Here is a 14,702-nt window from a genome sequence, read left to right on the forward strand (position 1 = left end):
TTTTATAACAGTCACTTCAAAACATCGTCATCTTTTGATCACGAAGCAAAGCAATGCAGCGGAATCGACATCGAATCTTGAATTCCCTATCTTCATTCAACCATTGAACATTGGATTACTTCGTTAAGTTCTCCATTTGTTCGATCAATTCCTCAAAGACGTTCATTGCGTCACGAATCGGTTGTGGTGAGGACATATCGACACCGGCTTTATTAAGGATGTTGATGGAGTAATCACTACCACCGCTCTTTAGGAAACCGAGATAGCGGTCCACAGCTGGTTTACCTTCTTCAAGAATTTGCTTCGAGAAGCTCGTGGCTGCAGAGAAGCCTGTAGCATATTTATATACATAGAAGCTGTTGTAGAAATGAGGGATTCTTGCCCATTCCATTTCAATCTCCTGATCTACAGCCATTTCTTTACCATGATACTTGACGTTGAGGTCATAGTATATGGATGATAATTCTTGTGGTGTCAATGAAATACCAGCTTCAGCCCGTTCGTGAATGATCTTCTCAAATTCAGCAAACATGGTTTGACGGAATATCGTTGTCCGGAACTGATCAGCGTAGTATGTCAGCAGGTATAGCTTTTGTTTTGGATCCGTCGATTTCTTGAGCAGATAATCCATCAGCAATGCTTCATTCGTCGTCGAGGCTACTTCGGCGAGGAAAATGGTGTACTGCGCATCGCGATATGGCAAGTTCTCATCAGAGAAATAGGAATGAAGAGCATGACCCATCTCATGGGCTAGCGTGAACATACTGTTCAAGTTCTCATTGTGATTGAGCAATACGTAAGGGTGGGTACCGTAAGCTCCCCAGCTATAAGCGCCCGTACGTTTGCCTTCATTCTCGTAGACATCGATCCAGCGATTGTTGAAACCATCGCGCAACGCACTAAGGTAGTTTTCACCTAGAGGCTTCAGCGCATCTTCAATCGTTTTCTTAGCTTCATCATAAGTGATGTCCCACTTGTATTCTTCCACTAAAGGAGCAAACAAATCGTACATGTGAAGCTCATCAACGCCAAGCAGTTTTTTGCGTAGTTTCATATAACGATGTAGAAGCGGTAGGTTCTCATGAATCGTGTCGATTAGGTTCGTATACACTTCTTTCGGGATGTTGTCTCCATAGAGAGACATTTCCAACACCGATGGATATTTGCGAACTTGAGAATAGAAAATATTTTTATTTACATTGGCATTTAGCGTAGCTGCAATCGTATTCTTTTGCTTGCCGTAGGTCTCGTAGATGGCTTTAAAAGCACGACGACGTACGTCACGGTTTGGATTTTCCAAGAACTGAATGTAGCTACCATGTGTAAGGTCGACTTCGTTGCCGTTCTCATCCTTTATCTTTGGAAACTTGATGTCAGCATTGTTGATCATACCGAAAATTTGCTGTGGAGCCTGTGAGAGGTTGCCAACTTGTGCAAGCAATGCTTCCTCAGTTTTGCTAAGTACATGAGCTTTCTCACGTTTGATTTCTTGTAAAGTGAATTTGTATGGCGCTAGATCAGGGTGCTCAATCAATTTATCTAAATCTTGCTCGGGTAGAGACAGAATTTCCGGTGTGATAAAAGAAAGTGCCTCGCTGATATCCACGCTAAGTTTTTTCGCTTTTTGTACAAGTGCTTGGTATGTAGGGTTGGTTGTATCTTCATCGTGATTCAGATGGGCATATACGTACAACCGTTCAATTTCCAAAGACAATTTATCTTCTAGAGTAAATAATTCTTTGATACTCTGAGGATTATCCAGTTTGCCTTCAAATTCGGAAGCTTTATCTTTCAGTTTCTTCAAATCATCATAGGCCTGATCCCAAGCTTTCTGATTCTCAAACAAGTCCTCTAGTTTCCATTTGTTCTCTGTTTCGACTTCGGAACGTTTCGGTAATGTGCTCATTGAAATCCTCCTCAAATTTGTGGAAAATGATGACTGATTATTCTTCTTAGCTGTGCTGTCAGGCACAGCAGCAACAAGCAAGCTGCAAGATAGCAGAAGGGGAAGCAAGTGGGTACTTTTCATACAGGAATCTCCCTTTCAAAGTCTTGGGGGACCATTAAAGCATGAGACAAAATTACTTTGACTCATGCTTTATTGGCATTTTCCTAGTATGACCCTCTGTAATGCAAAATATTTCCACTGTACTTTTGGAACGAATCTACAAGGTCCAAAAGCTGTAAACAATAAGGCAAAAAGCGACTACGACAAAAAGAAGTGTTGTTATGGCTAGGCCGCGTTTCAGCTTTGGAGCAATGTTGTTTTTACTCATCACAACCACGCCACCTAATGCGAATGCGGATATGATAAAAATAAGAATATTTGAACTATCCATGAACGTGATTCAACTCCTTTAGATTTAAATCCGGGCCTTACTAGAGCTCGTTAAACCTGTTTGAAGGCGTTCATGATGTCGTTCCATTCTTCTTCTCTTCCGATGAATTCTTCTTTGGGGAAGTGATTTTTAGCCCAGTGCATTAATGCAGGACGACTGAGGAACGTATGGGTTTCTTCACCCCACTGGTCAGATATTTCCCGGAGAACAATGTATTTGCCCTGTACTTCTACAGTTAACATATTCCATTTATCTCTTTTGTATATTTCGTGTTTTTTTATCATATTGTATTGCTCCGATCTCTACATCTAAATAGAAGGTATTTTTATGTAAAATGATAACGCAGGCCTGAGCGGAAAGCAAATAAAACAAGGGTAAAAATGATCAAGACAATTTTTCCAAAGTATGACACATTGCATTGTATATGACCATATAGTATACTATAGTTATTCGTCAACGATGGCGATTATTTTTAGGAGGTTGTTCATTTGAAAGGTACAGTTAAATGGTTTAACGCAGAAAAAGGTTACGGTTTTATTCAAGTTGAAGGTGGCGAAGATGTATTCGTACATTTCTCCGCAATTCAAGACGAAGGTTTCAAAACTCTAGATGAAGGCCAAGCCGTTGAGTTCGATATTACTGACGGTAACCGTGGTCAGCAAGCCGCTAACGTAATCAAATTATAAGACCCCTTCCGGTTAACGGATCACTTATAAAGTTTGGTTCCAGGCAATGATATGAAAGGCACAGCTCGAAAGGGCTGTGTCTTTTTTTGGTATGTCGTGAGAGTTGATTATTTGTACTTATTTTCACGATAAGAGTTCTTTCCTTTTGACCTATTTATAGTGAGAGTGATAAACTATTGAGGTAACTACTTTTTCTGGGAAATCAATTTTGTTGATTTTTGCAGTAATACATTTGGTGGGGAGCGTTAAGTTATGAAGTTCAAACTATTTAAGGATCGCAAAGGGAAAGCGGATCAAGCGAAGAACAACCAATGGGTTAAGATGAGCCGTGATATTTATATGCAAGCACGTAAAGGTGGACCCAACCCTGAAGCCAATTTTGGATTGAAGACGGCAATTGCTAATGCTAGAGCTATTAAAATGCCGGCTGATAACATCGAACGGGCAATCAAAAAGGCGTCCGGATCAACAGATAGCGTTGAATACGAAGAAATTTACTATGAAGGATACGGCCCAGGTGGAGTAGCGATCATGGTAAAATGCTTGACGGACAACCGGAACCGGACTGCAGCGGATGTTAGATCTATTTTTAATAAAAGAGGCGGTAACATGGGCGAATCCGGCTGCGTAGCCTATATGTTCGACCAGAAGGGTATGCTTGTCATTAACCGTGAAGAATTTGAGGATTTGGACGAGGATACGATCATGATGCAAGCACTTGAGGCGGGAGCCGAGGACATGAATGTTCATGAGGACAGTTATGAAATACTAACCCATCCACATGAACTAGAAGTAGTAAAAAGTGCATTAGAAGCATCCGGGCTGCAATTTAGTAGTGCAGAAGTACGCTGGATCCCACAAAATACTGTGGCTGCAGACGGCGAGAATGCTGAGAAGTTGCTTAAAATGATGGATGCATTTGAAGATAATGATGATGTACAGGACGTGTTCGCTAACTTCGAGATCAGTGAAGAAGAGATGGAGCGTATCGGATAAGCGACCGATTTATCATCTGGATATACACCTATGGAGAGGCTATCCTTACAAGTAGAGCAAATCTAACTTGAGGGTCAGCCTCTTTTTTATTAAGAAAATGTGATACAGATATTATAGGTGACAGTCAGTTGTCACCTATTGGTTGTTATGATGTAGGGGAATAGGGAGGATGCAGCATGAAGAGAATGGACCGAATGATGGCGATTCTGATGGCTTTACAGCAGAGATCAGAAACAGCCCAATCTCTTGCCGACAAATTTGAGGTCTCAAAGCGGACGGTATTACGTGATATGCAGGCTTTATCGGAAATGGGAGTTCCTCTGTACGCTGTGTCAGGTCCAGGAGGAGGCTACCGGTTAATGGACGGCTTTTATCTTCCGCCTCTGCATTTGGACTGTAACGAAGCGTTAACCGTATTGGTGGCGCTTGATGGGATGGCTAAGTACAGTGACGGTCCTTTCCATTCAGCGCACTGGACAGCCATTGATAAAATTCGTGCAGTTCTACCTGAGCAGACACTTCATCAAGTTGGTCCATTGCTTGAGCACGTGGAGATGGAGGTTCCCAAACGTCACTTCACAACCCCCCATCTTAACGCAATCATGACCTATGCGGCTAACTCTCAATGGTTAAAAGTAATGTATCGTTCGCAAAATTATCATCGTAGTCTTGAAATCTTTCCGCAAAGAGTATATGCAGCGCATGGTTTCTGGTACTGTGAAGCTTATTCTCTTGTACACGAAGAAGTACGGACTTTACGTATTGATCGTATGGAAACAGTTGAGGAGATTGAATATAGGGCTCCCGATTGGGAGAAGAAGGTGACAGAAGAGAACTCGGCACAGGTTCAATCGGCTTTACAAGATGTTATATACATATTTGCAAGATTGAGTTATCGCGGTGCGCTACTAGCAGAACAGGATCCACATATGGGGCATTTGGTTAAGCAGGTAGGTGACGAGGAATGGGAAGTAGAATTTCAGTGCCCTCTTTCGGAATGGAATTGGGCGGTATCTTTCTTTTTTAACATGGGATTTGATGCGGAAGTTATAGAACCACTGCTACTTAGAGAAGAGATTAGAGCACGAGCTAGGCATGTAATGGACAAGTATACCAAAGATGTAGGAGGATCACGATGAATCCATGGCAATATAAAGGAATAATTGCTGAAAGAATGAAGAGACAGGGGTTAGCAGAGCCTTTGGGTGATTCTAAGGATGAGGAGGCATACATTGATTTATTTCGTTATCTTCAGCCGGTTGCACCTCCGCATTTTACGCGTCCAGGTGATCCTCCAAAGCTTGTCCATCGGACACAATATGATGCTACGGAAATGGCATCTTCACTAAGAGAGCGACACTCTCTTGTCAAGGGGCGTTATTTGGGCGGGCGTGTCGGATATGTATTTGAAGATGATCTGAAGTTATACGGCACAGCATTTCGCAAAGTAATAACTCGTTTCAATCGTGTGCACGAGGATGTACTTAGTGCGATTCGGGAAGCAGGTGGATTGACTAAGGAACAATTGAAGGAGGAACTAGATTATCCTGCAGCACATATTGGTAAAGCACTTCAGGATCTACAATGCGCATTCATATTGCAAGAGGATCAGATTGATACGGACTGGGAAACAGGGTGGCTTGATTTCGCTGAAGAGTGGTTTGAAATCCCTAAGGATCCCGCGAGTCAGGTAGAAGCTCAGATGAAGGTCATACTACGGTTTATTGGATCAATGGTATTTGCAACCGAGGGACAAATTAAAAGCTGGTGCAATTTGCCTTCCAAGACGATTAAGGAGCTTGTTCGTCGTTTGGTAGAAGCCGAGAGGTTAGTGTGCATTGAGATTGAAGGACTAGGCCAAGGGTTGATGCTAGAGAAAGATGTCGCAGTTGGAGATTTTCATTATAGGGAGTGCTCTCGGAGTATTCATATGTTAGACCCAAGCGATTTTTTAGTAAGAGCATATTTGGAAGAGTTGAAATCACGATATAAAGGGTTAGAAGTTCTACAGTATTTACTGGTGGATGGCGAGTTTCAAGGTGCTGTTCTGGGGCATTGGCGGATTGGTCCATATGATGTTGATGATGTCATTTTAGACTTGGATGCTACTGAGGCGGTCTCTAGACAAGATGAAGTGATAACGGCAATTCGTAAAATCTATGATCCAGAATCCTGCGCAATATTGCGATATAACGGTGTAGAGATTAATCAATAAAGGGGGTTACATTCATGAGTATGAATAATGAAATGTCTGGGAACAACAATATTTTGAAGCGTGCAAGGATCTTCATCTATAGTAATGCCAGGTTACTTGAGCGGTTGTGCTTCGCATACCATTTCGAGAACGGCTCGAAGGAAGCTGTGTTGATGGCACTACGTGCCTATCAGAACAGTGATGGAGGATTCGGGAATGCATTAGAGGCTGATATGAGATGTCCGCAGAGTCAGCCTGTTACAACTGAAATGGCTTTAGGTATTATGGATGAGATAGAATGCTTTGATGTGGAGATTATGAACGGTGTGATTGCTTATTTACAATCCATAACCTTACCTGGAGGGGGGCTACCAAGGGCTACGACCGCGGTCAACGCATACCCACATGCTCCATGGTGGACTACAGAGCGAGATGACATTCCTTCAATTAATCCAACGGGGATTATTATAGGAGCATTACTTCGTCAGAAGTCACGGAGTGATTTACTAACAGAGGATTGGTTCCAGAGTCATATCTCATTCATGTGGCGTAGTATGGATGAGCAAAAACCAACTGATTATCATGATTACTTGCAATGGCTACAGTTCCTACAGAATACACCTGAGCGTGAGCGCGCCATTCCTTTTGAACAAATTCTAGACGAATGGTTGCAGGAGCCTGGAATCATTGAGAAGAATCCAGGCCAAGAAGGGTACAGTCATAAAGTACTGGATTATGTTCCAGCTCCAGGGAGTTATGCTTCCAGGTTTGTTACCGATGATGAAATTACACATCATCTAAATTATTTGGTAGAGAATCAACAAGAGGATGGGGGATGGCCTGTTTCTTGGCCGACGGTTAGTCCTGTAGTAGAACAGGAGTGGCGGGGCCGGATTACCATTGAACGCCTCTTAACACTTCGAGCCTACGGGCGAATTTAATAATAGTGAAGCGTCCACCTATTCGATACTTGAATGGAAGTGGACGCTTTTATTTTTACCTTAAAAGGTACAATGTTGGCTTTTCTACTTTTTCACAGTGGCACGCCGACAGCTCATGACTCTTCGGTACATCGATTTATCTTTTAATTGATTAAAAATATAAGGATCTGGCTGGGTATTCACTTCTATAATTTGAGGAGTAATTGTTTTGTCCAATCCAATATCTACGCCAATTTGCCTGAATTTTGGATAAGTTTTGCTGAGATGCGAAGCAATTTGTATCCCAAGCGAACTTAATTTTTTATGAAGCTGGGTTTGTTGACTTCTGGACAGATGATTATGGAGTAAACTTTCAATACTCATAGGTTTCCCTTCACTATGATAATTCGTCACAATTTTGCGAGCGTGCCCTAAACGTCCAATAATTCCCGTAGTCTCCCATCTTCCCTTAGGATTTACCTGTACCATGACTCTGATATCGAACCTGCGATGATTTTGTTTGAGTAGATGGATTCCTTTTTGAATCAAATATCTTCGTTTTTTTATCTGCTTTACAAGGCTTTTATGGAATTCTGAAAAGGTTTTGAACTTGAGAATGTTCTCGTTGATCTGGTATTTATAGGAATACTCGTCAATCATTTCTGCACGGATAACTCCTTTTCCGTGTGTTCCACACTCTGGTTTTACGTAGACCATCTTATACTGATGAATCATGGTTCTTAAGTTGTTCATGTTAAATTTACGAGTATCAGGTATGAAGGGCTTTATTGATTTATTCTGAAGTAACACTTTGGTTTTGGTCCATTTACTTAGGACTGCCACTCGGTTTGATTTCAATTTTGTTGTCCCTCCCAATATGATCATCAGAAATCCGCGAATACTACTTCTAGGTAATTCATCATATGCTGACCGATAGATTGGGTACAGAACAACAGCCCTCACTATATTATAAAATGGGCTCCATGATTGCCCGGACCGTGTCTTCTATTATTGAATAGACTAATGTAACGCTGAAGATTGCGTAATTTTCTATGTGGAGCTGAAGTGATGAACAATTCGCTTACCATTGATGTGCTTATCCCAACGATTGAGAAGGATTTAGCAACCTTACCTCATGTTATTGATAGCCTCCGTCGTTATGTGAAGCATAAGATTGGTCACATTTATGTCGTATCTCCTCAGAGTAGTAAGATTCAGACTCTTTGTAGCAATAAAGGATGTGTATTCATTGATGAGAAAAAAGTTCTCCCTATAACTAAAAAACATATTCGATACCGCTCAGCACATTGGGAACGCTCCGGTTGGTTATACCAACAACTTCTTAAACTGAGTGGAGACACCATATGTAAACACAAGTATTTCTTAGTGATTGATGCTGATACCGTACTCATCCGGCCACATACCTTCGTATCTCAGAATAAGGGGATATTCTACTATCGCAATTGGAGCCAACCAGAATATTTCCGCACATACAAAAAGCTTATGGGTTCCAAAGCTCCCTCACCGAAGTCTTTTGTTACTCACTATATGGTGTTTGACAAATCTAAACTTCGTCAAATGAAAAGAACGATTGAAGCGAAGCACAATCATCCTTGGTATAAAGCAATTATCCGTAGTATCGATAAAACGAAACAATTTGGGTTCTCTGAATATGAGACCTACGCCAATTATCTATACAGCGCGAATCCTAAGGCGATGATTCTAAAAAGTGCCCTGAATAAAGGTCTTAAAGATAAAGTATCTACGATCCCGCAGACTCAAATGAAAAAGCTGGCAAAGAGCTATCGTTCACTCTCTTTTCATGAGCGAAAGGGCTATAGAAGGTCGACCCGATAAATGAAGGATACCATGCACATTGTATTTCTATGTGGTGGCTCCGGTACAAGATTATGGCCGTTGTCTAACGAGATTCGCTCCAAGTTATTTCTTGAAATTCTTCCTTCACCTCATGGGGAGCGAGAATCGATGATCGGACGTGTGTATCGTCAGCTCACAGCGTCAGGATTACAAGAATCCGCCATTTTTGTTACTAGCCAAGAGCAATCGCATCTTATAGCACGGTATGCTGGAAGTCAGCCTCCTCTTATCATCGAACCGTTTAGACGTGGGACATTTGCAGCAACTGCTCTTACTGCAGCCTATCTGATTGCCCATAAGATGGCTGAACTTGACGATATCATATGTATTACTCCAGCTGATATGTTTGTAGGTGAAGACTACTTTAGCAGATTCAAATTACTTCCCAAAATACTTAAAGCTGCAAAAGCTGATTTAGCCTTGCTTGGAACAAAGCCTACAACTCCGTCAGTACAATACGGATATATTGTACCGGATCTAAATAAGGGAAAAACATCATTAGAATATTTCAACGTATCTAGTTTTCTGGAGAAACCAGATGTGGGCAGGGCAAAGGTTCTTATGGGTCAAAAAGCTTTATGGAATTGCGGAGTATTTGCTTTTCCCCTCCAAATTATCCTTTCTTATATGGAAAAAATCAATTTGCCGACGGATTACGAAGAGTTACTATCTATTTATGAGAATTTGCCAATACGGAGCTTCGATAATGAAGTTGCAGAACGTATAACTAATTCGATTGTACTGCCCTATACAGGAGAATGGAGTGACCTTGGAAGCTGGGCTTCATTAACTGAGCAATTAGATGTTAAGGTTATAGGCCGAGGTGAGATTTCCGGAGAATCCTCTAATACTCATCTTGTGAATGAGCTTCCATATTCTATACATGTGATTGATGTACCTGACATTATTGTGGCAGCAAGCCTTGAAGGAGTTTTGATTTCTAAAAAAAGTAGTGCAAATAAGATCAAAGAATTGAGAAGTGATATAACAATAAGTCCGAAGTATAATGAAACTTCCTGGGGAAGTTATCAAGTTATCGACTGTTCTCAAGATGAGCAAAACAGCAATATAAACACTTCCAAAATGACGGTTTTACCACATCATCACATCGCTCCTCAAATCCAGCATGGTAGCCACAAGGTATGGACGATCCTAACTGGAACTGGGGAGATGGTGTTGGATAATAACTTGTATCATGTTCGAAGTGGCGATGTTTACACGATTCCTGTAGGGTCACAGTATTCATTGACTGCCATAGACAAACTAGAGCTAATGGAGGTTCAGTTCGGAAGTCAGTAAGTTTCTTTGGTGTTTTTATATATATCACTCTGAAAAGCCCCGCCAGCGTTGGCGGGGCTTGAAATGTGAGCGTCACTCTAAGATGCACAATATGTCGGCGACTTCCTTTCGAGGAATCGCCTTTGGTGTGATCGCAGGATGGCCAAGAGCAATGACCATGGTAACTCCCCGATCTTCTGGAATATTGAGATATTCGCGAAGTTTCTCTTCAGCAAGCAGAACGGGACCGGTCATCGGACAAGTTGCAAGTCCTTTTGCGTGTGCAGCAAGCATTAAGTTTTGTGCTGCGAGACAACTACTCTTGAGGCCTTCTTCTTCCCAAACATCTGGCTCTACAAAGGAAATAGGGTCAAAGATTTTATCTCGAAATTTAGAAGCGTAGGGTGTAGATAGACATATGATCAATACAGGAGCACCTGAAAACGCAGTAGCATAGGGGCCAAACGATTTTACAAGTAGTTTAGCTTCACGCTCAAGACCATTCTGCTCAGCACGTGCTGCAATCTCATGAAGCTTCCCCCATGTTAGATCTTCTATTGCCTTGATTTTATCTCGGTTAACTATAGCGATAAATTCCCATGTCTGTGAATTGGTGTCACTGGGGGCGAAACGCGCACAATCGATAATATCCTCAATATCGGACAGGCTAACAGCTTCCTCTGTGAATTCGCGGATACTACGGCGTGTCTTGACTACATCTCGAAATAAAGAAAATTCCATGCTATCCCACCCTTCAATTTTAGTACTAGGTACTATAATCTGATCACAAATATTATATCTTAATTTTTAATATTTGGATAGTAAGGAGCAAACTGTCTTATTTTGAGTGTGAATTACATTGTACGTTGGATATCTCTAGGACCTCTGGGTTCACGGAATAGATATCGGCTGGCGAAACCACAGCAGGCAAGTACAGAGAAAGCCATAGCTACTAGGTAGAAATTACTTCTTCCAAAGTGCTCGAATACCATTCCTCCGAATGTACCGCTGAGTAAACCTGATATACTCGACCACATCACTGTAAAAAGAGCAAGGCCTGTTGCCCGATAACTATCCGGAATCAGACGTGTTAGCATTCGGATAGCGGTTACATAGAATACACCAAATGAGACACCGTGCATCATTTGAACGCCGATGATCCCATACGGGGAGTTGGTCAATCCCATGAGGAGAAACCGAACAGCGAACATAAGACTAGCGAAGATCAGTAAGGGGAGTTCTTTAAATCTGTCGCCATATATGTTAAGAAGTATAAAAATAGGAACCTCTGTAAGCGCTGAGGCAAGCATAGACCATCCGATCAGATTTTCCGTTGCTCCGAGATCATGAAGTGAAATCGTTAAGAAGGCATCATTCATACGTAGACCAATAGCTAGACAAAAGACACAACCGAAAAACCATATCAACTCTTTCTGTTTGAGGATAGACCAGATGCCTGATAGATTCACTTTAGCAACGTCAGTTACTCGATCTTTAACAAACATACTGAAGATTAATGATGCCAGAGCGATGACTATGGATACCCCAAGAGTCCACTTCGAACCTATGAGAGTTAAGACGTATCCAATGACGATAGCAAATGTGGCGTACCCGATGGATCCAAAGATACGGATCGTAATGAAATTTTTATTATATTGTTTAGCCGTAGAAATCGCTAACGTATCCGTTAGTGGAAATACAGGATAGAAGAAAAAGTAAAAGATCGTAATACAGAACATAATCATTGTGAAATTAGAAGACATGGAGAGGAACACGGTCATCATAATTTGACCAAGTAGTAGTAACATCAGAATTTTCTTAACTGTTCGGTAGCGATCACTAGTTAGACTCCAGAGCATATTTGAGAAGAGAGAGATCATAGGCCCAAGGGCGTACAACAAGCCAATCTGAGTGTTGCTGAAGCCTAACTGGGCATAATAGAGAGGAAAATAAGAGGCTACGAGCACGCTTGTCCCAAAAATCGTGAAGGTATACACCCGTAGCCATGTGAGTTCGGGCCGAGCGAAGAACAATGATCTCATGAATAACAATGCTCCATTCTGCATATTAGCTTGTGGGATTACTCACTGCGTTCATTGAACATTTCGCCTATAGTGAGCCAACGATAGTATATCATAGGAGGCTCCTATAGCATCTGTGATATTGTTTATTTGTGCAATAAGAGGGGACATATTATAATATAGAATGGTTTTAATTAAGTCTTAACGACATAAGTGGAGGCAGGCCATTGATTGAACATGTGCAAAGCCGGAATAAGATTCCACGTGAGCCGCTTCGGCTGATGAGTCGGGTATACAAATTCATTTTGCCAGATGTACGAAAGGAACTTAATGGCTGGAGGGAAACTGCGGGTAACATTCCTGATCCAGAATTAAGAAAACAAGCCCTCGCCAGTATTGAAACGAAGGAGTTTCACTGTCAAGGCGGTTCGGTTTATGCAGCAGCTAATCTGGAGCAACGTCATATTCTTATTCCGTTGATTGTTGCATTTCAGACTATTAGTGACTACTTGGACAACCTATGTGACCGAAGTACATCAATGGATCCTGGTGATTTTCGTCTACTTCATCAAAGCATGCTTGATGCGGTTAATCCCGAATTTGAGATTTCAGATTACTACGCTCTAAGGGATGAACGAGATGATGGAGGTTATTTGATATCTCTTGTTAATGCTTGTCGTTTGGGAATATCCAAATTGCCTGGATATCGTGCGGCGCAGCCATACATTACCGATCTGGTGAAATTGTATACGGATCTTCAGGTATACAAGCATATTGATCCGAATCTAAGGGAAGCTGCACTGTTAGATTGGTGGGAGCAACATAAAGAGCGAACTCCAGAACTTCATTGGAATGAATTTGCAGCTGCGACTGGTTCAACTCTTGGAGTGTTTATGCTATTCCTAGCAGCAACTAACCCTGAACTAGATGAAAAGAGTGCTAAAGTGATTCATAATGCGTATTTCCCTCATGTATGCGGGCTACATATTATGCTGGATTACTTGATTGATCAAGAAGAGGACGAAATCGGTGGAGACTTGAATTTCTGTAGTTATTATGATAATAAGGAAATCATGTTACATCGAATTGCTCTAATTGTAGAAGGTGCTCGAAAGGATGTTGCGATCCTTCCTGTTTCTTCCTTTCACGTGATGATTATTGAGGGATTGGTGGCTCTTTATTTGTCTGATCCTAAAGTAAGCAGGCAGCAGGAAATCAGAGATATATCCAAACAATTGATGAGAAATAGTCCGTTGATGCGGGTATTCTTTTTCATTAATAGCCGTTGGATACGCAAGCATGTAGTATAAGGACGTAAGTTATGTAACATTAAATTAAAGTTATGCTTCACAGAACGTTAGGTTATGCTTTCGAAGTAATTTTACTTCGTAAAATTTTGAGGAGGAATCATCATGTCAGAAGTTAAAAAAATCGCAGTTCTCACTAGTGGTGGAGATTCACAGGGCATGAACGCTGCAGTACGTTCCGTAGTACGTAGTGGATTGTACTATGGACTCGAAGTATTCGGTATTCAACGGGGCTATCAAGGCTTGCTTAATAATGATATCTTTTCGATGGATATTCGTAGTGTAGGCGATATCATTCAACGTGGTGGTACGATTCTTCAATCCGCTCGTTGTTTAGAATTCAAAACACCAGAAGGTCAACAAAAAGGTGCACAAATTTTACGTGATCATGGTATCGATGGTTTGGTTGTTATCGGTGGCGATGGTTCTTATCATGGTGCTGAGAAGTTAAGTAAATTGGGCATTAAGACGATGGGACTTCCGGGTACAATCGATAACGATATTTCATTCACAGATTATACTATTGGCTTCGATACAGCAGTGAGTATTGTAGTGGATGCAGTTAATAAACTCCGTGATACGATGTCTTCTCACGAACGCGCTTCTGTCGTTGAGGTTATGGGACGTCATGCTGGGGATATCGCGCTTCATGCGGGACTTGCTTCAGGTGCTGAGACGATTCTTATTCCAGAAATGCCATTTGATTTGAATGAAGTGGCTGACAGAATGAGACAGAACTTTGATAATGGTAAGAGACATAGCATTGTTATCGTAGCTGAAGGAGTTGGAAAAGGCGAAGAGGTTGTTGAGGCAATCAAATTGCGTCAACCATCGCTTGAACCTCGTGCTACTGTTCTAGGACATATTCAACGTGGTGGATCACCTACACCATTCGATCGGAATCTTGCAAGCCGCCTTGGTGACTTCGCAGTTCGCAGTTTGATTGCTGGAGAGTCAAACAAAGCTTGCGGTATGATCGGTGGAGAAATGGTTCTAACAGATATCGAAAAAGTAGTAACTACGAAGAAAAAATTTGATCTAGATCTTTATGAGCTAGCTTCCCGCTTGTCTCAATAATATAAG

At 41.6% G+C, this 14,702-nt stretch carries 15 protein-coding genes; 9 read left to right on the forward strand and 6 right to left on the reverse strand.

What is annotated here, in order from left to right:
* Window positions 1-115 precede the first annotated feature (115 nt).
* From pepF to IEW05_RS05080, 3 genes are all read right to left on the reverse strand, one after another.
* On the reverse strand, window positions 116-1,906 hold the full coding sequence (gene pepF, locus IEW05_RS05070) for an oligoendopeptidase F (RefSeq protein WP_188536432.1): 1,791 nt from the start codon (window positions 1,904-1,906) through the stop codon (window positions 116-118).
* Window positions 1,907-2,165: 259 nt separating this feature from the next.
* On the reverse strand, window positions 2,166-2,339 hold the full coding sequence (locus tag IEW05_RS05075; RefSeq protein WP_188536434.1) for a hypothetical protein: 174 nt from the start codon (window positions 2,337-2,339) through the stop codon (window positions 2,166-2,168).
* A 50-nt stretch (window positions 2,340-2,389) separates the two neighbouring features.
* Window positions 2,390-2,623, reverse strand: a complete 234-nt coding sequence (locus tag IEW05_RS05080; protein ID WP_188536436.1) for a hypothetical protein — start codon at window positions 2,621-2,623, stop codon at window positions 2,390-2,392.
* 204 nt (window positions 2,624-2,827) lie between these two features.
* Here IEW05_RS05080 and IEW05_RS05085 point away from each other — a divergent pair, with 204 nt between their 5' ends.
* From IEW05_RS05085 to IEW05_RS05105, 5 genes are all read left to right on the forward strand, one after another.
* Window positions 2,828-3,025: a cold-shock protein gene (locus IEW05_RS05085; RefSeq protein ID WP_188536438.1), complete on the forward strand. Its 198-nt coding sequence runs from the start codon at window positions 2,828-2,830 to the stop codon at window positions 3,023-3,025.
* 252 nt (window positions 3,026-3,277) lie between these two features.
* Window positions 3,278-4,021 carry a YebC/PmpR family DNA-binding transcriptional regulator gene (locus IEW05_RS05090; RefSeq protein ID WP_188536440.1) on the forward strand — a complete coding sequence of 248 codons (744 nt, stop codon included), beginning with the start codon at window positions 3,278-3,280 and terminating at the stop codon, window positions 4,019-4,021.
* A 176-nt stretch (window positions 4,022-4,197) separates the two neighbouring features.
* A complete protein-coding gene (locus IEW05_RS05095; protein WP_188536443.1) occupies window positions 4,198-5,160 on the forward strand; it encodes a helix-turn-helix transcriptional regulator in 963 nt (320 codons plus the stop codon).
* Window positions 5,157-6,236 carry a DNA glycosylase AlkZ-like family protein gene (locus IEW05_RS05100; RefSeq protein WP_188536445.1) on the forward strand — a complete coding sequence of 360 codons (1,080 nt, stop codon included), beginning with the start codon at window positions 5,157-5,159 and terminating at the stop codon, window positions 6,234-6,236. Before IEW05_RS05095 ends, IEW05_RS05100 begins: the two co-directional genes overlap by 4 nt.
* Window positions 6,237-6,250: 14 nt before the next feature.
* Entirely contained in the window at window positions 6,251-7,156 is a 906-nt protein-coding gene (locus IEW05_RS05105) for a hypothetical protein (protein WP_229753266.1), read from the forward strand.
* Window positions 7,157-7,240: 84 nt separating this feature from the next.
* Here IEW05_RS05105 and IEW05_RS05110 read toward each other — a convergent pair whose 3' ends face one another.
* Window positions 7,241-7,993, reverse strand: coding sequence for a YheC/YheD family protein (locus IEW05_RS05110; RefSeq protein ID WP_229753267.1), 753 nt, complete (start codon window positions 7,991-7,993; stop codon window positions 7,241-7,243).
* Window positions 7,994-8,203: 210 nt separating this feature from the next.
* Between IEW05_RS05110 and IEW05_RS05115 the strand changes: the two genes are divergently transcribed.
* Both IEW05_RS05115 and IEW05_RS05120 read left to right on the forward strand, forming a co-directional pair.
* Window positions 8,204-8,992: a DUF6492 family protein gene (locus IEW05_RS05115; protein WP_188536449.1), complete on the forward strand. Its 789-nt coding sequence runs from the start codon at window positions 8,204-8,206 to the stop codon at window positions 8,990-8,992.
* Window positions 8,993-10,312: a sugar phosphate nucleotidyltransferase gene (locus IEW05_RS05120; protein WP_229753268.1), complete on the forward strand. Its 1,320-nt coding sequence runs from the start codon at window positions 8,993-8,995 to the stop codon at window positions 10,310-10,312.
* Between the two features lie 72 nt (window positions 10,313-10,384).
* Here the strand turns inward: IEW05_RS05120 and IEW05_RS05125 are convergent, their stop codons facing one another.
* A complete protein-coding gene (locus IEW05_RS05125; protein WP_188536451.1) occupies window positions 10,385-11,032 on the reverse strand; it encodes a nitroreductase family protein in 648 nt (215 codons plus the stop codon).
* Between the two features lie 113 nt (window positions 11,033-11,145).
* Window positions 11,146-12,333, reverse strand: a complete 1,188-nt coding sequence (locus tag IEW05_RS05130; protein WP_188536453.1) for an MFS transporter — start codon at window positions 12,331-12,333, stop codon at window positions 11,146-11,148.
* Window positions 12,334-12,593: 260 nt separating this feature from the next.
* Between IEW05_RS05130 and IEW05_RS05135 the strand changes: the two genes are divergently transcribed.
* Complete coding sequence (locus IEW05_RS05135; protein WP_188540735.1) at window positions 12,594-13,622, forward strand: tetraprenyl-beta-curcumene synthase family protein; 1,029 nt, start codon at window positions 12,594-12,596, stop codon at window positions 13,620-13,622.
* A gap of 102 nt (window positions 13,623-13,724) precedes the next feature.
* Window positions 13,725-14,696 carry a 6-phosphofructokinase gene (gene pfkA / locus IEW05_RS05140; protein ID WP_188536455.1) on the forward strand — a complete coding sequence of 324 codons (972 nt, stop codon included), beginning with the start codon at window positions 13,725-13,727 and terminating at the stop codon, window positions 14,694-14,696.
* Window positions 14,697-14,702 lie beyond the last annotated feature (6 nt).

The organism is Paenibacillus segetis (genome assembly GCF_014639155.1).
Lineage (GTDB): Bacteria > Bacillota > Bacilli > Paenibacillales > Paenibacillaceae > Fontibacillus > Fontibacillus segetis.